The organism is Marinobacter sp. DUT-1, from assembly GCF_050379415.1.
In the GTDB taxonomy this organism is placed as follows: Bacteria; Pseudomonadota; Gammaproteobacteria; order Pseudomonadales; family Oleiphilaceae; genus Marinobacter.
The window spans coordinates 318816-336365 of sequence record NZ_JBNRLS010000002.1 but is presented as its reverse complement, the minus strand read 5'-3'; the positions used below and the strand labels follow the sequence as shown (position 1 = coordinate 336365).

Annotated in this window: 20 protein-coding genes; 18 read left to right on the top strand and 2 right to left on the bottom strand. The window is 56.8% G+C overall.

The genetic code is table 11. The features are described 5' to 3' along the window. The first annotated feature begins 33 nt into the window (after positions 1-33). From ACQUTG_RS07165 to glgP, 3 genes are read left to right on the top strand one after another with little or no spacing between them, the layout of a single operon-like run. Positions 34-396, top strand: coding sequence for a PilZ domain-containing protein (locus tag ACQUTG_RS07165; protein WP_428918748.1), 363 nt, complete (start codon positions 34-36; stop codon positions 394-396). Between the two features lie 20 nt (positions 397-416). Beyond that, a complete protein-coding gene (locus tag ACQUTG_RS07160) occupies positions 417-1187 on the top strand; it encodes an SDR family NAD(P)-dependent oxidoreductase (protein WP_428918747.1) in 771 nt (256 codons plus the stop codon). A gap of 37 nt (positions 1188-1224) precedes the next feature. Continuing rightward, positions 1225-3750, top strand: coding sequence for an alpha-glucan family phosphorylase (gene glgP, locus ACQUTG_RS07155; protein WP_428918746.1), 2526 nt, complete (start codon positions 1225-1227; stop codon positions 3748-3750). Between the two features lie 18 nt (positions 3751-3768). On the opposite strand, the gene ACQUTG_RS07150 is transcribed toward glgP, so the two are convergent. Then, positions 3769-5181: a TrkH family potassium uptake protein gene (locus ACQUTG_RS07150; RefSeq protein ID WP_428919252.1), complete on the bottom strand. Its 1413-nt coding sequence runs from the start codon at positions 5179-5181 to the stop codon at positions 3769-3771. Between the two features lie 251 nt (positions 5182-5432). On the opposite strand from ACQUTG_RS07150, the gene ACQUTG_RS07145 reads away from it, so the two are divergent. The 3 genes from ACQUTG_RS07145 to ACQUTG_RS07135 are packed head-to-tail and all read left to right on the top strand — an operon-like array spanning position 5433 to position 7180. After that, positions 5433-5972, top strand: a complete 540-nt coding sequence (locus ACQUTG_RS07145; protein WP_428918745.1) for a porin family protein — start codon at positions 5433-5435, stop codon at positions 5970-5972. Positions 5973-6005: 33 nt separating this feature from the next. Beyond that, positions 6006-6578 carry an ACP phosphodiesterase gene (locus tag ACQUTG_RS07140; RefSeq protein WP_428918744.1) on the top strand — a complete coding sequence of 191 codons (573 nt, stop codon included), beginning with the start codon at positions 6006-6008 and terminating at the stop codon, positions 6576-6578. Next, positions 6578-7180, top strand: coding sequence for an ATP-dependent zinc protease family protein (locus ACQUTG_RS07135; protein WP_428918743.1), 603 nt, complete (start codon positions 6578-6580; stop codon positions 7178-7180). Before ACQUTG_RS07140 ends, ACQUTG_RS07135 begins: the two co-directional genes overlap by 1 nt. Positions 7181-7189: 9 nt before the next feature. Here the strand turns inward: ACQUTG_RS07135 and ACQUTG_RS07130 are convergent, their stop codons facing one another. Next, a complete protein-coding gene (locus ACQUTG_RS07130; RefSeq protein WP_428918742.1) occupies positions 7190-8194 on the bottom strand; it encodes an MBL fold metallo-hydrolase in 1005 nt (334 codons plus the stop codon). A 261-nt stretch (positions 8195-8455) separates the two neighbouring features. Between ACQUTG_RS07130 and soxC the strand changes: the two genes are divergently transcribed. The 12 genes from soxC to ACQUTG_RS07070 all read left to right on the top strand — a co-directional run bounded on the left by soxC (position 8456) and on the right by ACQUTG_RS07070 (position 17549). Then, positions 8456-9787: a sulfite dehydrogenase gene (gene soxC, locus ACQUTG_RS07125; protein WP_428918741.1), complete on the top strand. Its 1332-nt coding sequence runs from the start codon at positions 8456-8458 to the stop codon at positions 9785-9787. Further along, positions 9771-10448 carry a c-type cytochrome gene (locus tag ACQUTG_RS07120; RefSeq protein ID WP_428918740.1) on the top strand — a complete coding sequence of 226 codons (678 nt, stop codon included), beginning with the start codon at positions 9771-9773 and terminating at the stop codon, positions 10446-10448. Before soxC ends, ACQUTG_RS07120 begins: the two co-directional genes overlap by 17 nt. Positions 10449-10499: 51 nt before the next feature. Then, complete coding sequence (gene soxX / locus ACQUTG_RS07115) at positions 10500-10853, top strand: sulfur oxidation c-type cytochrome SoxX (RefSeq protein WP_428918739.1); 354 nt, start codon at positions 10500-10502, stop codon at positions 10851-10853. A 19-nt stretch (positions 10854-10872) separates the two neighbouring features. Continuing rightward, the gene (gene soxY, locus ACQUTG_RS07110) at positions 10873-11361 is read left to right on the top strand and encodes a thiosulfate oxidation carrier protein SoxY (protein ID WP_428918738.1); all 489 of its coding nucleotides are present in this window, start codon (positions 10873-10875) and stop codon (positions 11359-11361) included. Between the two features lie 25 nt (positions 11362-11386). Beyond that, positions 11387-11698: a thiosulfate oxidation carrier complex protein SoxZ gene (gene soxZ / locus ACQUTG_RS07105; RefSeq protein WP_092006139.1), complete on the top strand. Its 312-nt coding sequence runs from the start codon at positions 11387-11389 to the stop codon at positions 11696-11698. Positions 11699-11749: 51 nt separating this feature from the next. Continuing rightward, positions 11750-12589 (top strand): sulfur oxidation c-type cytochrome SoxA, encoded by an 840-nt coding sequence (gene soxA, locus ACQUTG_RS07100; RefSeq protein WP_428918737.1) that lies wholly within the window; start codon positions 11750-11752, stop codon positions 12587-12589. 25 nt (positions 12590-12614) lie between these two features. Beyond that, positions 12615-12920 carry a hypothetical protein gene (locus tag ACQUTG_RS07095; protein ID WP_428918736.1) on the top strand — a complete coding sequence of 102 codons (306 nt, stop codon included), beginning with the start codon at positions 12615-12617 and terminating at the stop codon, positions 12918-12920. Positions 12921-13008: 88 nt separating this feature from the next. Further along, positions 13009-14766, top strand: coding sequence for a thiosulfohydrolase SoxB (gene soxB / locus ACQUTG_RS07090; RefSeq protein WP_428918735.1), 1758 nt, complete (start codon positions 13009-13011; stop codon positions 14764-14766). Between the two features lie 3 nt (positions 14767-14769). Next, positions 14770-15231, top strand: coding sequence for a hypothetical protein (locus tag ACQUTG_RS07085; protein ID WP_428918734.1), 462 nt, complete (start codon positions 14770-14772; stop codon positions 15229-15231). Positions 15232-15259: 28 nt separating this feature from the next. Continuing rightward, positions 15260-15775, top strand: a complete 516-nt coding sequence (locus tag ACQUTG_RS07080; protein WP_428918733.1) for a GlcG/HbpS family heme-binding protein — start codon at positions 15260-15262, stop codon at positions 15773-15775. A gap of 33 nt (positions 15776-15808) precedes the next feature. Beyond that, positions 15809-16570 (top strand): thiol:disulfide interchange protein DsbG, encoded by a 762-nt coding sequence (gene dsbG / locus ACQUTG_RS07075; RefSeq protein WP_428918732.1) that lies wholly within the window; start codon positions 15809-15811, stop codon positions 16568-16570. A 43-nt stretch (positions 16571-16613) separates the two neighbouring features. Further along, on the top strand, positions 16614-17549 hold the full coding sequence (locus ACQUTG_RS07070; RefSeq protein ID WP_428918731.1) for an MBL fold metallo-hydrolase: 936 nt from the start codon (positions 16614-16616) through the stop codon (positions 17547-17549). Position 17550 lies beyond the last annotated feature (1 nt).

Genomic DNA, 17550 nt, shown 5'->3' with positions numbered 1-17550 from the left:
TGATAGACGTAGCACCTGTTCAGGGAGGACAAAATGGAACACAGGCTCAGCAAACGCGTCCCCGGTAAACTTTCCATCCTGGTCTATAAACGCGGGATGCCCGTTGCCACCGGGCACGTACGCAATGCCTCGCGCAGAGGTGTTTTTGTTTCCACCGATTTCGACGATGTAAGTCTCAACCAGACCCTCGAGCTCGAATTCTGTTACCCGGAGAAGACCGAAAAACCGCTTCGCAGGCTCAAGGCCCACGTTGTCAGGAAATCGGCCCAAGGGCTGGGGCTGGACTTTGACGGTGCGGGCAATGACGCTCTGGGTATCTCCAATCTGCTCAATTGGCTAGCGAGCCACCAAGCCACCATTAAATACGATTCGTCCCCGAAGTATCGGGCCTACTGATTGATTCTTCAGGAGTTGTTATGGACAGGCTGAAAGGCAAGGTCGCCCTGATCACGGGCGGCTCACACGGTATTGGTGCCGCGGCGGTTGCCAGGATGGCAGAGGAGGGCGCTTCAGTAGCGATCCTCGATTGCCTGGACGATGAAGGTAATGCCCTGGTCAGGAAACTCTCCGGTGAAGGCCGCCAGATAGCCTACTGGCATTGTGACGTGGGTGACGAGCAGAATGTGAAGGCAGCCATTAATGAAGCTGCGGACAAATTCGGCCATATCGATGTGCTCGTTAACAACGCCGGGATCGCCGGGCCAAACAAGCCAACCCACGAATTGACCGAGGAGGAGTGGGATCTGGTCCAGAAGGTTAACGTGAAGGGTGTGTTCTTCTGCACCAAGCATGCGATCCCGCACATGAAAAAGGCCGGGCGCGGCAGCATCATCAATCTGTCTTCCATTTACGGCCTGGTCAGCGCACCGGACGTGCCTCCTTACCACGCTTCCAAAGGTGCGGTACGGCTGATGACCAAGACCGATGCGATGCTCTACGCACCGGACAATATCCGGGCGAATTCCATCCATCCGGGCTTTATCTGGACCCCGATGGTGGAAGGGCACCTGAAAACCACAGGGGAGGACCTTGAAGCTGCCAAAGAAGCCACCGCGGCCCTGCATCCGTTGGGTCACATGGGCGAACCGGATGATATTGCCTGGGGCATCGTATTCCTGGCTTCCGAGGAGTCCAAGTTCATGACCGGCAGCGAACTGGTCATAGACGGCGGATACACAGCACACTGATCATTTGGCAAAGAGCTACAAAGGGATTTGAACACCGATGACGTTAGCGGCCTACCGGCCAAGGCAGTTGCCTGAGGCCCTTAATGGTTTGTTCACCCTTGCCCTGGACCTGAGATGGAGCTGGCACCATGGCAGTGACGTGCTGTGGCGCACCCTGGACCAGGAAACCTGGGACAGCACCCGCAATGCCTGGTTGGTGCTCAACAGTGCCTCGGGAGAGCGCCTGGACGAGCTCAGCCGGGATCCGGATTTCCTGGCCCGGTACCGGGAACAGATGGATGCTCACGACCGATTCGTCCGCACCAGAACCTGGTATTCCGAGCAGTGCCGGGATGAACTGGACCGTGGGATCGCCTTTTTCTGCATGGAATACGGCCTGAGCGAGTCACTGCCGCTCTATAGTGGGGGGCTAGGCGTACTTGCCGGGGATTACCTGAAGGCAGCCAGCGACCTTGGCGTTCCCGTCACCGCCGTTGGTCTGCTGTATCAGCAGGGCTACTTCCGGCAGGCCATCAGCACCGACGGTGAGCAGCTGGAATTCTACCCCTACAATGACCCTACCATGCTACCGGTATCTCCACTACGGGATGAGGATGATCAGTGGCTGCGGGTAATCGTGCCTCTGCCGGGCCGGGATGTGCGCCTGAGAGCCTGGGTTGGCCAGGTAGGGCATTGCGAGCTGTTGCTTCTCGACAGCAATGACCCCCGCAACGAACCCGGGGACCGGGGTATCACCAGTGAGCTGTACAGTGGTGATCCGGAAAAGCGGCTTCAACAGGAGATGGTCCTCGGCATTGGCGGCTGGCGTTTGCTGCGCGCCCTGGGCCGGGATCCCGTGGCATGTCATATCAACGAAGGGCATTGCGCACTGGCTCTGATTGAACGGGCTTTCGGATGGGCCAGTGACAACGAGCGCGACTTCGATACCGCCCGTATGGCGACCCGGGCAACCAACCTGTTCACCACCCATACCTCGGTGGCCGCCGGCTTCGACCGGTTTCCGAGGCGGCTGGTACAACTCTACCTGAGCCCCTGGCTGGCCGGGCAGGATCTGACCATGGACCAGTTGATGGATCTGGGTACCCACAACTCGGATCGGGACACCACCGGGGACCCCTTGCTGAACATGGCATGGCTTGCCCTGAACATGAGCGGGCGGGTCAATGGCGTCAGCAGAATCCACAAAAAGGTCTCCCAGACCATCCTTCAGGACTTCTTTCCCCGGTGGCCCACGGAGGACATTCCGGTGGAATATGTTACCAACGGAATCCATACGCCAAGCTGGGATTCCGCGGAGTCCGATGAACTCTGGACCCGGGCCTGTGGCAAGGATCGCTGGCGCCGTCCGATGGATGCCAGTTGCCCGATGAGCGGGATCTCCGATCAGGAACTGTGGGATATGCGCCGCGCCCAGAGAAAACGCATGATCCACTACTTGCGCCGGCGCCTGACAAGCCAGCATTGTGAACACAGCCCGGGCAATGATCCTGCCGCGGCCTGCGGTCTGCTTCTGGACAACGAAACCCTGACCCTGGGCTTCGCCAGAAGGTTCACGGACTACAAGCGGCCGGATCTGCTACTGAGCGACCCTGACCGGCTTCTGGACCTGCTCAATCACCGGGACAAGCCGGTACAGATCGTATTGGCCGGCAAGGCTCACCCTTACGACAAGACCGGCAAGGAGTTGATCCGGCGCTGGAAGCATTTCTCGAGATTGCCGCAAGCCGAAGGCAAGGTCGTGTTCATCGAGGATTACGACCTGGGCGTCGCGAACCAGCTGGTCCAGGGTGTGGATGTCTGGCTCAATACCCCACGCCATCCCTGGGAGGCCTGTGGTACCAGTGGCATGAAAGTGTTGGTCAATGGTGGACTGAACTTGTCCCAGTACGACGGTTGGTGGGCGGAAGCCTGGAATCCGGATGTGGGCTGGGCCATCAGGTCCGGCGCCACCTTCGAGGAGCTCAGTCACACCAACGACCATGATGAATCCGACGCCCGGGAACTGTTCGACCTGTTGGAAAGTCGGGTGGTGCCAGCGTTTTACCGCGTCGACCAGGACGGACGGCCAATGGACTGGATCAGGATGATTCGGGCCAGTATGGATCAGCTAACGCCCCATTATTCTGCCAATCGCATGGTTCGCGAATATGTGGAGGATTTCTACCGCCCCATGATAGCGCTCGGTCAACAGCGGGACCCGGATACGGCCCATGACCTGGTTCAGGAAACGCGCGAGATCAATGCCCACTGGTCACGCCTCCGGTTTACCTCAATTGAGGTTGAGGAGCAGGACCAGAACCAGGCCTTTATGGTGGATGTCTATCTGGACGGCGTGCCGGCCGAGCATATCGGCGTTGAGCTCGTTGCCGAAGCCTCTGAATACGGCCCCAGGCAGGTACAGGCCATGGAGCGCAAACAGGCCATGGAAGGATCAGCCCGGGGCTGGATCTACCAGTGCACTGTTCCCGCCCGTCCGGAGGGCCATTACACACCCAGAATCCGGGTCAGTGATGATCGCCTGAACCTGCCTCTGGAAAACGCCTCGGTGCTCTGGCTGCGGTAGTCATAGCCGTGATAGCTATCAGCCTCGCCAGAAAGCGGGCGAGAGCACAATAATGACGCTGAGTATTTCAAGCCGGCCCATCAGCATCCCGACAGACAGAACCCACTTGGCCGCATCCGGCAAGGGTCCGAAGTTTCCTGCGGGCCCGATGATTTCGCCCAGCCCCGGGCCCACGTTGGTCAGGGAGGTGAGCGCTCCGGACAAGGCCGTCACGAAATCCAGTTGCAAGGCCGCCAGAGCGACAGTGATCAGGAGCAGGCACAGCAGGAATATGAAGGTGTAGGCGATCATCGAGGAGATGATCTCGTCACTGACCGAGCGGCCGTTGTAGTTCCGGGTCAGCACCGCCCTGGGGTGCAGCAGCCGCATCAATTGCTCCCGCAGGATGATCAGGGACAACTGGAACCGGAAAATCTTCATGCCACCGGCGGTTGAGCCGGAGCATCCGCCCACGAACATCAGGAAAAAGAACAGCACGAACGCCAGCGGTCCCCAGGCACTGTAATCCTCGGAGGCATAACCGGTGGTAGTGACGACCGAAGTAACGTTGAACAGTGTGGCGGCGTAGTTGTGTATCGGATCGAACGGAACCGGCGAGACCCACCAGCGATAGAGCGTCAGCAGTGCCGGAACGATCAGCAGGATGGCCAGGAACATCCGTACCTGCTGGTCCCGGAACAACACGCCGTGTTGCCCGTGCATTTCCCGTACGAACAGGAAAAAGGGCAGGCTGCCGAGGATCATGAAGAACGTGGCTTCCATGAGAATCAGGTCATTGAACTTGCCCATGGACAAATCGGAGGTGGAGAACCCACCGGTGGCAATACTGGTCAATCCGTGATTGAAGGCATCAAACAGGCTCATGCCAGACAACCAGTAGGTCAGGACCGCGATCACTGAAAAGGTAAGGTAGACAACCAATAGCCCCCGGCTCAGGGTTTTCATTCTCGGCAGGGCCTTGTCCGTCCACTCGGAGGATTCGGTGGCAAAGAGGCGCATCCCACCCACCCGCAGGAAGGGCAGCACAGCAACGAACATGCCGATAATCCCGATACCGCCTATCCACTGCAGGATCGAACGCCAAAGCAGCAGATCCCGGTCCATGTCATCCAGGCCGCTCAGAACAGTTGCGCCGGTGGTGGTTATGCCTGAGGTGCCCTCGAAAAAGGCATCCGCGGCGGACAGGTGCAGGTCGCTCAGGTAAAAGGGCAGAGACGAGAAGAGGGCAATGATGAACCAGCTGGAGACGGTGAGCACAAACATGAAGCGGGGCTTCAGATCTCGTGGCTGATTGTAGGTGGTGACAATACCGAATACGCCAAGACCGCAAACAATCGCCGCCGATTCCGCAAACGCCATGGCATTGGGCGCTTCGGACCCGGCAAGCAAAATCACAGGTAACGTCATGAATATACTCAGAAGCACAAACATGACGCTGACAATAAAAATGACGGGGTTTAGGTTTCTCAAAAAAGTGCTCTAGCCAGCTGAACCGGGAGACCGCGCCAGAATACCTGCAGGCCATGCCATCCGCAAGGCAGTCAAGGCCTTAGCGTGCGATGAAGCGCAAATTAAATCGGCGTAAATAACAGGTAAATTCGGATCTTTACTATAGAAAACAGCGTGGGGTTGGTACATCTTCAATGGTGAACACCGAAAAAATCGGTTAAGGAGAACAAGTCATGGTACGTACAAAATCTCTCGCGCTGGCGCTGGCAACCATTTCCAGCGGTCTTCTGGCTACCGGGGCAGTTCAGGCTCAGGACATGTACAAATCCGGTGTTGGCGGGCTCTACGCCGGTCTGAACTATACCTTTATGAATGCAGAGCTCGGACCTTACGATGCCGATACCGGCACTCTCTCCGGCAAGGTTGGTGTGATGGCCACGCCGTTTCTTGGCATTGAGGCTCGTGCCGGTTTCGGGGTCGACGATGACACCATCAACGGAGTGGATGTCTCCGTAGACAACTTCTACGGCGGTTATGCCACATTCAACATAGCCAATGAATCCCCGATAACGCCGTATGCGGTATTGGGTTTTACCCGGGTTGAGGCGGAAGTCGGTTCAGTTGAAGATGATGACTCCGATGTTTCCTACGGTATCGGTGCCAACATGGAGTTCGCTCCGAATCTGTCCGGTAACCTGGAGTACATGCGTTACTACGACGACGACAATGTTGAGCTCGACGGCCTCGGTGTGGGCATCCAGCTCAACTTCTGATCGTTGCTCTGATTTAGTGAATCGGGAGTTGATTTGAACCATCTTGCCCACGTTTTTCTCGCACCGGATTCCCCGGAAGCCCGCGTGGGCAGCATTCTCGGTGACTTTACCCGGGGAGTCGAGCTCTCGGCGCTTCCGGGCGAAGTTCACCGGGGGGTGCGTCATCATTTCTCAGTGGATACCTTCACTGATCGCCATCCCGAAGTCCTCGCTTCCAAACGGCTTTTCTCGTCACAGCGGAGGCGGTTTGCCGGAGTGGCGCTGGACATACTCTATGACCATTTCCTGCTGAAACACTGGCACAGGTTCAGCAATTATGATTGCGACCGCTTTATCGAGCGCACCTATCGGGAGCTGAACGAAAACCGACATCTTATGCCGCCACAGATGGTGCAGGTAACCTCGCGTATGGTGGATCATGACTGGTTCGGAGCCTATCAGGACCTGGATAACATAGGGCAGGCACTGGACCGCGTCGCCTCCCGTATCCGATTTTCCAACCGGTTTGAGGGGATGATCGAGGAAATTCATGATCATCAAACGGAACTCGAGGAACGTTTTCTGAATTTTTTCCCGGATCTTCAATCTATTGCGAAGGAGTTTTAATGCGGTTTCTGACTACGATTCTGATAATCCTCTCGCTGGCAGCAGCCACTTCAGCCAAGGCTCAAGAGAACACGGGTAATGAAGACCGGGCCCCGGAAACCCTCGGTTTCGTCGAATGGGTGGTCATGAAGGATACCCGGCTAAGGTTGAAGGCCCGGCTGGACACGGGGGCCAAGACCTCATCTCTGCACGCGGTGAACGTTGAGGAATTTACCAGGAACGAAGAACGTTGGGTCAGTTTCGAAATTCCGTTGGGAGATCACGAAGATCAGCCAACCGGGGGTGAGTTCACACATGATAACGTAGTGATCGTGCTGGAACGCCCCGTGCGCAGGACCGTGCTCATCAAACGAAAAGGGGCACCGTCACAACGTCGGTATGTGGTCGATCTGGAGTTCTGTATCGCCGGGACAATGCACACCACCCAGTTTTCGCTGACCGATCGCGGCAAATTTTCCTACCCGGTGCTCCTTGGCCGGCGTTTCATGCGGGATGACAACATTCTGGTGGACTCATCCGACAGCTTCATCGCCGGCAAGGAATGCGAGTACAGCACTCTTGAGGAGTTGGCAGAGGAGCAGCAGGCCAGACTGGTTCGCTGATCCTGTGGCCTAGCTGCCGCCCAGCGCGGCCTTCTCCATTTCAAGATAAACGCGATAGGCGTTAGCCTTATTCGAGGCCTCGAAGGCTGGCAGGCCCTCGTAGCGGGACCAGTCGGTCTCGGCGTAGGCCTCCTCAAACTGAACCCAGTTTTCTACTGCGGCACCCATGTGCTCTCGCACATATGCCAGGTAGTCGTAGGTGAAATTGAGGGCCTCCATGGCATTCTCCGAAGCCTTGCCATGGCCCGGGATCAGGATCTTCGGATTCATCTCCCGAACCCTGTCGATGGCTTCCATCCAGTTTTCGGAATCGACCTCGGAACTGGCGAGGTAGGGTACCCGGCCATTCTGGATGATGTCCCCGGAAAACAGCACACGGGCAGGTTGCACCATCATCAGGCTGTCATCGGTCGAGTGGGCGGGCCCGGCATGAACGATGCTGAAGCGGTAGCTTCCCGATTTCACCGACGTTTCGTCCTCGAAAGTTACATCGGGGGAGACAACGCTGGTGTTTTCATCAACCCAGGGTGAGAGGGCCTGTTTGCGTTGTTCCAGACGTTGCCCTGCATCCGGGCTGTTGATATAAACACTGGATGTCTCCTGGGCGATAATCTGCGCATCCGTCAGATCCCTGAAAGCCTGGAGCCCATAAACATGGTCTGCGTGATAGTGACTGATCACCACATGAGAGATGGGTAATTCCGTCTTTTCGCGTATTTTATCGATCATCGCGGCACCAAGGCTCGGCGTCCCCAGAGCATCGAACACCACCACACCGTCCTCGGTGATGACAAAGCCCGCATTGGCGGTAAAGCCCTCATTCTGCTTCCCCGGAACCCCGGACTGGCCTGCAAAGTAATAAACGTTGTCCACGCTCACCGGCTCGGCCTCGAACGGAATCGAGAGTGGGGCATAGCCGGAAGTCGGCCCTGCAGCCAGTGTTCCTGACACGATCATCATTGCGCCGGCTAATCCGGCAATTCTGGTGCTGATTTCAGTTTTTTTCGCCCCCATCTCGGCCCCTCCTTTTGTTATTTTTCCCTACCATGTAAGTACCTGTATTCGTTTTGATTTACGTCAATTTGAAGGCATCTGAAGCAGGGCATTTACGACCAACGTCCTATGAACCCGGATTCAAAAATCACTTGTAACCTCCTAACTGGAGGTTTATAAATAAATTATATCCTTATAACAGAAACAACAAGACCGCCCATCAGTTCCGTACTGATCGCCGGCCGACTGCCCGAGACGGCATCGAAGGAGGAGAAAAACAATATGCTCGGCAAACTCCGCCGACTCAACCAGGATGTATCCAAAACAGTCCTGGAAGAGTCAGAACGCTTACCCTCAGAAGAACGCAGACGTTTTCTCAGAAGCGGACTGTTCACCGCAGGCGGTGCCATGGTTGGAGGTGCTCTCGCAGGCATCGCTCCCAAGGCACTGGCTTCGACACAGTATCCGCCCGAGATTCCGCCGTGGACCCGATCTCTCGGGCCAGGGGTGGTCACCGATCCCTACGGTGTTCCATCTCCGTTCGAGAAAGATGTCATACGCCGGAACGTGCCCTGGCTTACGGCAGACAAAGTTTCTTCCATCAGCTTCACCCCGCTTCAGCACCTGAAAGGCATCATCACTCCCAACGGTCTTTTCTTCGAACGCCACCATGCCGGTCGGCCGGAAATTGACCCTCAACAACATCGACTGATGATTCATGGTCTTGTGGACCGGCCGATCATCCTCTCCATGGAAGATCTGCAACGATTCCCCAGCGTTTCCCAGATCAACTTCATCGAGTGTCCCGCAAATGGCGGTATGGAATGGCGCGGCGCCCAGCTCAATTCGCTTCAGTTCCTGCACGGCATGGTGAGTTGTGCGGAGTGGACCGGCGTCAGGCTCTCCACGTTGCTTCAGGAAGTTGGTATCAAACCGGAGGGCAAATGGTTGCTGGCTGAAGGTGCTGATGGCGCCGCCATGACCCGCAGCATCCCGCTCGAGAAAGCGCTCGATGATGTCATTGTCGCATACGCCCAGAACGGTGAGGCGTTGCGTCGGGAGCAGGGCTATCCAATCCGCCTGGTCGTGCCGGGGTGGGAAGGGAATACCCATGTGAAATGGCTGCGCCGGCTGGAAGTGGGTGACAAGCCCTGGATGCAGCGTGAGGAAACGTCCAAGTACACGGACCTGATGCCGGATGGCACTGCCCATGGCTTCACCTGGGTCATGGAAGCCAAGTCGGTGATCACCTCGCCATGCCCTGAAATGCCTCTGAAGAACAAGGGTGTTTGTCAGATCGAAGGCCTCGCCTGGAGCGGCCGCGGCAAGGTAAAAGCTGTCGACGTTTCGGTTGACGGTGGTCAGAACTGGCAGCAGGCGCAATTGCGCGAGCCGGTGATGTCCAAATCCCTGACCCGGTTCTCCCTGGAGTGGAAGTGGGATGGCAATCCTGCCCTGCTGCAATCCCGTGTCATCGACGAAACCGGTTATGTGCAGCCGACGCTGGCTCAGCTCAAACAGGCTCGCGGTACCAATTCGATCTATCACAAGAACGCGATCCAGACCTGGAAAGTCAACGGAGACGGGAGTGTGGTCAATGTTCAGCTTTCATAAAACTCCACGCCGGCTCGCCAGTACCTGTTGTGGTGTGATCCTTGCGTCGATGCCCATCCTCGGTGCGGCCGAGCAGACCGGGCATTACGGTTATGGCGAACCTGCAACCGATGAACAGATTGCGGCATGGGATATCGATGTGCGCCCGGACGGCAAGGGGCTTCCCGAGGGCAGTGGCACGGTCGACGAGGGCATGGCCGTCTACGAGACGTATTGTTCGTCCTGCCACGGCGCCTTCGGCGAAGGCATGGGGCGCTATCCGAAACTCGCAGGCGGGGAGGGCAGTCTCACCGAGGATCGCCCGGAAAAAACAGTGGGAAGTTACTGGCCCTATGCCTCTACACTCTGGGATTACATCCATCGGGCGATGCCGTTCTTCGCACCTCAATCACTGACTGATGACCAGGTGTATGCGCTGACGGCTTATGTCCTGAATCTCAATTACATCGTGGAAGCCGACTTCGTGGCCAACAAGGAGACGCTGCCGCAGGTCCAGATGCCCAATCACGATGGTTTCATCTGGGAAGACCCGCGACCGGTCGTGAACAACGAGCGTTGTATGGAGGACTGCAAAGAGGAGGTCACTGTATCCGACTCGGCAGCGGGCAAGAACCTGACACCAAGCACAACCGGCCCCCTCGACGAGGGGATTACAGAATAAAAAGGCTGAACCGGAGCAATAGCTCCAAAGAGTGCCGAGGAGGAATGCGTGATGCGAAAAGGGTTAATTTCCGTGTGCTTGACCACACTCGCACTGAGCGCCACAGCGCCGGTGTTCGCCGAACCGACCCAGGCTGATATTGACCGGGGCAAAGAACTCGCATACAGCCGGAAAGACGGCAACTGCCTGGCCTGCCACAAGATGGATGACGGCAAGCTGACCGGGAACATCGGTCCGGAACTTGCCAACATGAAAGCCCGATTTCCCGAGCGGGAAATGCTGTTCAAACGCATCTGGGACGAGACCCAGTTCAACCCGATGACGGTCATGCCGCCATTCGGACGACACATGATCCTGAGCAAACAAGAAATCAACCGGATCATCGATTACCTGTACACGCTTTAAATGCGGAGGAGGAGTTACCGTGACTGACCAAAGGCGAAGAGGCTTTTTGAAGGGGATGCTGGGTGTGAGCGTTGCCGGCCTTGCACTGGGTTCCGGCATTGTGCCACTGCGAGTCGAGGCGGCGACTGCCCCCGATGGGTCTGATTGGCCGGAGAAGGCGTTCAAGACCCCCGGAGTGGATGAAACCATTGCTGAACTCTACGGAATGGAGGCCACTGAATCTGACCAGATCACCATGGATCTGCCAACCATTGCGCAGAACGGTGCGGTGGTGCCGGTGAGCGTTGAAACCGCACTCCCGAATGTGACTGGCATCGCGTTGCTGGTAGCCAAGAACCCGAATGCCCTGGCGGCGTATTTCGACATTCCAGAGGGCACCCTGCCGTTTGTATCGAATCGCCTGAAGATGGCAGAAACGACAGATGTGGTAGCGGTCGTGATTTCTGATGGCAAAGCCTACAAGGCCACCCAGAACGTGAAAGTCACCGTTGGCGGCTGCGGCGGCTAACAGTTAAACGGACAGGAGAACAATAATGGCGTCCAGTATCAGAGTACGTGCAGTAGAAAATAACGGCGTGACATCGCTTAAAGCCCTGGTCCGACACCCCATGGATTCAGGCTTTGTAAAGGATTCGGCAGGCAATGTCATTCCTGCCCACTTCATCAAGGTTCTGACTATTTCCCATAACGGCAAGAACGTGTTTGTTGCCAATTGGGGCCCGGCGGTATCCAAGGATCCATTCCTCGAGTGTCGATTCAAGGGAGCCAAGAAGGGTGATGAGCTCACCATCAGCTGGATCGATAACGAGGGCGCAAGCGATTCAACCACCGCAACGATCGCCTGAAGATAGTCGGCGGACAGGATCATCCTGAGCCGCCGAAAAGGAGGATTGGACATGCTTAAAGCGAAAGTCATTCTGGTCGCTCTCGGGGCGGCGCTTGCGGTGCCTCAAGCATTGGCGGGCGCAACACCGGAGGAAGACCGGAAAGAAACGGTTGAATACTTCAAGCAGATGTTCCCGGATGTGCCATTCGAGGAATTCGTGAACGGGCAGTACGCGCTGAACGAGGACCGCCGGAAACAGTGGGAATCCATGCAGGATTTTCCACCCTACGAATTTGCGGTAGCCGAGGGACAGGAGATGTTCGAAACGCCGTTTGCCAATGGCAAGACCTACGCCAGCTGTTTCGAAAACGGAGGCATCGGTATTCGCCAGAACTATCCCTACTTCGACACAGAAAAGAACGAGGTGATCACGCTTGAGCTCGCCATCAATCGATGCCGCGAGGCCAATGGTGAGGAGCCCCTGAGATGGAAGAAAGGGGCCATCGCGTCAATTTCCGCTTACATGGCATCCACCTCCCAGGGCAAGCCCATCAACATCAAGGTGCCGGATGACCCTGATGCGCTGGCTGCCTACCAGGATGGCAAGGAGTTCTACTACAGCCGGCGGGGCCAACTCAATTTCTCCTGCGCAAGCTGTCATGTACAGAATCCGGGCAAATGGATTCGGGCAGACTTCCTGTCGCCAACACTGGGACAACCTGCAAACTTCCCGGTACACCGGTCCAAATGGGGTGAGCTGGGCACGCTGCACCGTCGCTTCGCCGGATGCAACAACAACGTAAGGGCTGAACCGTTGCCGGCACAGAGTGAGGAATACCGCAATCTGGAGTATTTCCTGACCTACATGAGCAATGGTCTTCCAGTCGTCGGACCGGCGACGCGGCCATAGCCCGGAACGGAAAGGGAGAAACGCAATGAACAAGCCTTTACTCGCAATCGGTATTTCGCTTGCACTGTCTGTTCCGCTGGTTGCCCAGGCGGGCCCGAAAGAGGACTTTCAGGAAGTCTACTCCGAGGCCCAAAGCACCCATCAGGATGCCGGAACCTTCCAGTGGACCATTACCGGCGACCGCCTGAAGGCCGCCAAATCCGCGGCCGACAGTGGTGATTATGAAAAGGCCATGGCCATGGCCAATGAGGCTCTGAAGCTCGCCGAGGAGTCCGTCGCCCAGCGTAAAAAGCAGAAGGAGGCGTGGCGCCAGGTTGCCATAGGCAACTGACGCCATGCGCCGAACCTGATCGGCTTCCCCGGCGCGGATCCGGGGGAAAGCCGATCACCTCCAATAACTACAAAGAAAGGAGAGTGCAGTGACAATTTCCCGCAGAGACTTCCTGATGGCAATGCAAGCGGCAGCCGTAGCCGGGCTTGCGCCGAAACTTGCTTTGGCAAAAGGCGGCGAGGGACTGTACGACGCACCGAAGTTCGGCAATGTCCGACTGCTTCATCTCACCGACATCCATGCCCAGCTATCACCGGTTCACTTCCGTGAGCCTAACGTGAATCTCGGTGTCGGTCCCAGCAAGGGCAGGGTCCCACATCTGGTGGGACAACACTTCCTGGATCATTTCGGCATTCCTCTCGATAGCCGAAGATCCCATGCATTTACCTATCTCAATTACACCGAAGCTGCGCACGAATACGGAAAGCTGGGCGGGTTCGCGCATCTGAAAACCCTGATTGACCAACTCCGGGAACAGGCCGGTGCGGGCAATTCCCTGTTGCTTGACGGTGGTGACCTCTGGCAAGGCTCCGGCACAGCCGTCTGGACCAATGGTGAGGATATGGTCGAGGCCAGTAATCGCTTGGGCATCGATATCATGACCGCGCACTGGGAATTCACCTATCCCGAAGAGCAGATTCGAAAGAATGTCGGTGCCTTCAAGGGCGAGTTTCTGGCCCAGAACGTTTTCCTTTCCGACGAAGCCATGTTCATGGGAGCAGAGGCCTACGACGAGGTCAGCGGTCGGGTCTTCAAGCCTTACACCATCCGCGAACTCGGCGGGAAGCGTGTTGCTATCATCGGCCAGGCCTTCCCGTATACGCCGATTGCCAATCCATCCTATTTCATTCCTGACTGGCGCATGGGCATCCGGGAATCCGAGATGCAGGCGCTGGTCAACGAGATCCGTGAAAACGAAAAGGTCAACGCGGTTGTGGTCCTTTCCCACAACGGTATGGACGTTGACCTGAAGATGGCGAGCCGTGTTACCGGCATCGACGCCATTCTCGGTGGTCACACCCACGACGCCGTACCGCAGCCAACCGAAGTGACGAATCCGGGTGGCAAGACCCTGGTAAGCAACGCAGGAACCAACGGCAAGTACGTTGCCATGCTGGACCTGGATATCGGCAACAATGGGGTCCGCGGCTATGAATACAAGCTGCTGCCGGTCTTCTCCGATCTGATCAAGCCCGATCCGGCCATGACCAGCTTCATCGAGGAAGTCCGCGCGCCGTACATGGACAAGCTTGGTGAAAAACTCGCTATCGCTGATGAACTGCTATATCGGCGCGGTAACTTCAACGGCACCATGGACCAGGTCATCTGCGATGCCCAGCGCAAGGTTCTCGATGCCCAGATTTCCCTTTCACCCGGCTTCCGTTGGGGAACCACCGTATTGCCGGGGGAACACATCACCATGGACGATGTGATGAACGCCACCGCAATCACCTATCCGGAAACCTATGTTCGGGAGATGTCCGGGGCGGACCTGAAACTGATCATGGAGGATGTGGCCGACAACCTGTTCAACAAGGATCCTTATTACCAGCAGGGTGGAGACATGGTGCGTGTTGGCGGCATGGATTACACCTGTGACCCCACTGGCTCCATGAACGGGCGTATTTCGGATATGCGCCTGGATAATGGCGAGCCCATTGAAGCCAACAAAATGTACAAGGTTGCTGGCTGGGCCACCGTGAACTCAAGGGCACCGGGACGGCCGATCTGGGATGTGGTCGCCGATTATCTGCGGTCCGAGAAGACCGTGAAAATTGACAAGTTCAACACCCCGAAGCTCAAGAATGTCGAGGGCAATCCGGGGCTTGAAGACTACGCAGGATAAGCCATGAACAGGAATTTCTTTGCTGGAGCCAAGATCGCGGTGCTGGGCCTGATGCTCATTGTTGCAGCGGGTATCCTCCACGCAGAGCCGGTGAGCGAGAGCAAACCGTTTGCCGAGAAATTCCTGCTAATGCAGCTAAGCGATGGTGAAGCGGAAAAGCAGGACAAGGTCCTGAGCGTGGCCGCCAACCTGCTGGAATACTATGGCCCTGACGCCATAGATATCGAGATAACGACCTTCGGTCCCGGCGTTCGCCTGATGTTTGCGGACAACAGCCGCCGGGAACGAATCAACAGTCTCATGGCCCAGGGCGTACGGTTCACGGTCTGCATGAACACGATCAACACCATCGAGAGAGAAACCGGAAATCGTCCGGAACTCCATCCTGAAAGCATCCCGGTCGACGTGGGAGTTGCCCATATCCTGGACGTGGTCGAAGAAGGCTATGTGCTTGTTCGCCCGTGAATGCCCCACTATGTAAAGGAAACGTGTCATGAAGACCAAGCTGTCAAAATCCCTGATGTTCGTCTCAGCCCTTGCTGCCAGTGGTATTGCCGGCGCCCAGGACAGCGACCAGCCGGTCATGGTTGAGATCAAGAAACTGTCCATGGATACCGCCCTGACTATCGCAAAAACGGCTATCGACGCATGTCGGGAGGAGGGCGTTCAGGTTTCGGTAACAGTCGTTGATCGCGGCGGACATCCCCAGGTGGTGTTGCGGGACGTGTTGGCCATGGATCTGTCCCTCGATGTCAGTTACCGCAAGGCGTACACCGCCATGACCTTCACAAGCCCGACCTCGGCGCTTGAGGACCGATTCACCGGGCCGTTTTCCGTCGGCAAGGTGGATAACGTCTTGCTCTCGGCCGGGGGCGTTCCTATCCAGGCGAGCGGTGAAACCGTCGGCGGAGTCGGCGTAAGTGGCGCACCTTCCGGGGAGACCGATGAAATGTGCGCCCAGGCTGGTGTCGCGGCCGTGGAAATGGACCTGGAAATGGCGTCTTTCTGATAAAGAATCCATTGAAACTGCCCGGTAATCAAAATGCTACGAAGTATTCTGAAAGTTGTTTCTCCAATACTTCTGCTGCCCTCGTTGGCGGTATCGGCGAGTTACCCGGATGCCGTACAGGTCCTGGTCGATGAAGGCCTGAAGGTCGAGGCCAGCTTCGAAGCGCCGGGTGGCCTGAAAGGCTTTGTGGGCCGAAGGAACGGACATCCGGTCTCCCTTTACCTCATGCCGGACGGCGAGCATGTGGTTATCGGCAAGATGGTGGACGGTTTCGGTCAGGATCTGAGTGCGAACCACATCAGGAACTGGCTCCCCAAACCGGATCTGACCGGAGCCTGGAAGACCCTGGCCGACGCCGCTTGGGTCTCAGAGGGACCAGGCGATGCCAGTCGTGTCGTGTATGTCTTTTCCGATCCCAACTGCGGCTATTGTGTCGCGTTCCGGGAGAAGGCTCAGCCTTATCTGGAGCGCGGTATCGAGTTGCGCCACATCATGGTCGGCATCATCCAGCCCTCCAGCCTGGCCAAGGCAGCCAGCGTACTCGGGGCCGAGAACCCGGTGCAGAAGCTTGAATTTCATGATAGCCAGTTCCCCAGGGACTGGCTGGAATCCGAAGAAAATGTGCCGCAAGACCTGAGGGAAAAGGTTCAGAGCAACAATCGATTGATGGAGACCCTGTCGGTTACAGCGACTCCATCGGTTTTCTACAAAGATCCGGACGGAGAAATACGCAAGATCGTCGGCCTGCCTGATGACTCAGCGTTATCCGAGGCGGTATTCAGGAATCCGGAATAGCGTGGCTATTCGCTCCGGATTATTCGGAAAAAGGAGAATAACAATGGGTTTTCGAGGACTGTTTCTGGCGTTATTGATCGTTCCGGGATTTGTCGATGCAAGCAATGGTATTCCCGAACAACTGGAGGTCACAAAGGTCACTGACCGGGTTTACTCGGCCATCGGGGAAACCGCGCCGGGCACCTACGAAAACCACGGCCATAACAACAACCTCAGTTTTATCATCACCGAGAAAGGTGTGGTGGTGTTCAACGGCGGTGACAACTTTCTGCTGGCAAAGTCCTTCCATAACTCCATTCGCAGCATCACCGACAAAGACGTGAAATATGTGGTGAATGAGAATGCCCAGGGCCACTCGATGCTGGGCAACAGCTACTGGCGTGACCAGGGGGTGCCAATCATCGCCCAGAACGAAGCAATCGCCGAATTCGAGCATCAGGGTGAAGTGAAACTGGCCTCCATGCAGCGCCGGATGGAGGAAAAGGCTGAGGGAACCTACGTTGCCGTGCCCGACATCGGGTTTGAGGAGCGCTATGACCTGGATATGGGTGACGTAACCATCGAACTGCACTATTTCGGCCCGGGCCACGCGCCGGGAGACATTGCTCTGTGGTTACCCGAGGAGAAGCTGGTGATTACCGGCGATCTGGGCTTCCACCAGCGCTTGCTGGCTGTGTTTGAGGATACCGAAACCGGCGCCTGGATTGAGTCTTTCGACAAGATGACCGAACAACTGGACCCGGAAATTGTGATTCCGGGGCATGGCGAACCGACGACCATTGATGTCGTGACCAAGGAAACCCGGGGCTATCTCGTCTTCCTGCGCAACGCCGTGACTGAAATCCTGGAGCAGGGCGGTGGACTGGACGACGCCTATAACATCGACCAGTCCCAATGGTCCTACCTCGATACGTTCGAGGAACTGGCCGGCAAGAATGCCGGGCGGGTTTACCAGGATCTGGAGTTTGAGTACTTCTGAT

What these genes read in the sequence shown, in the direction of transcription:
- ACQUTG_RS07165 (WP_428918748.1), top strand. Translation starts at nt 34, where the DNA reads ATGGAACACAGGCTCAGCAAACGCGTCCCCGGTAAACTTTCCATCCTG.
- ACQUTG_RS07070 (WP_428918731.1), top strand. Translation starts at nt 16,614, where the DNA reads ATGGGTTTTCGAGGACTGTTTCTGGCGTTATTGATCGTTCCGGGATTT.
- dsbG (WP_428918732.1), top strand. Translation starts at nt 15,809, where the DNA reads ATGCTACGAAGTATTCTGAAAGTTGTTTCTCCAATACTTCTGCTGCCC.
- ACQUTG_RS07135 (WP_428918743.1), top strand. Translation starts at nt 6,578, where the DNA reads ATGCGGTTTCTGACTACGATTCTGATAATCCTCTCGCTGGCAGCAGCC.
- ACQUTG_RS07150 (WP_428919252.1), bottom strand. Translation starts at nt 5,181, where the DNA reads ATGTTTGTGCTTCTGAGTATATTCATGACGTTACCTGTGATTTTGCTT.
- ACQUTG_RS07085 (WP_428918734.1), top strand. Translation starts at nt 14,770, where the DNA reads ATGAACAGGAATTTCTTTGCTGGAGCCAAGATCGCGGTGCTGGGCCTG.
- ACQUTG_RS07145 (WP_428918745.1), top strand. Translation starts at nt 5,433, where the DNA reads ATGGTACGTACAAAATCTCTCGCGCTGGCGCTGGCAACCATTTCCAGC.
- soxC (WP_428918741.1), top strand. Translation starts at nt 8,456, where the DNA reads ATGCTCGGCAAACTCCGCCGACTCAACCAGGATGTATCCAAAACAGTC.
- soxA (WP_428918737.1), top strand. Translation starts at nt 11,750, where the DNA reads ATGCTTAAAGCGAAAGTCATTCTGGTCGCTCTCGGGGCGGCGCTTGCG.
- ACQUTG_RS07120 (WP_428918740.1), top strand. Translation starts at nt 9,771, where the DNA reads ATGTTCAGCTTTCATAAAACTCCACGCCGGCTCGCCAGTACCTGTTGT.
- ACQUTG_RS07095 (WP_428918736.1), top strand. Translation starts at nt 12,615, where the DNA reads ATGAACAAGCCTTTACTCGCAATCGGTATTTCGCTTGCACTGTCTGTT.
- ACQUTG_RS07080 (WP_428918733.1), top strand. Translation starts at nt 15,260, where the DNA reads ATGAAGACCAAGCTGTCAAAATCCCTGATGTTCGTCTCAGCCCTTGCT.
- glgP (WP_428918746.1), top strand. Translation starts at nt 1,225, where the DNA reads ATGACGTTAGCGGCCTACCGGCCAAGGCAGTTGCCTGAGGCCCTTAAT.
- ACQUTG_RS07130 (WP_428918742.1), bottom strand. Translation starts at nt 8,194, where the DNA reads ATGGGGGCGAAAAAAACTGAAATCAGCACCAGAATTGCCGGATTAGCC.
- soxX (WP_428918739.1), top strand. Translation starts at nt 10,500, where the DNA reads ATGCGAAAAGGGTTAATTTCCGTGTGCTTGACCACACTCGCACTGAGC.
- soxZ (WP_092006139.1), top strand. Translation starts at nt 11,387, where the DNA reads ATGGCGTCCAGTATCAGAGTACGTGCAGTAGAAAATAACGGCGTGACA.
- ACQUTG_RS07160 (WP_428918747.1), top strand. Translation starts at nt 417, where the DNA reads ATGGACAGGCTGAAAGGCAAGGTCGCCCTGATCACGGGCGGCTCACAC.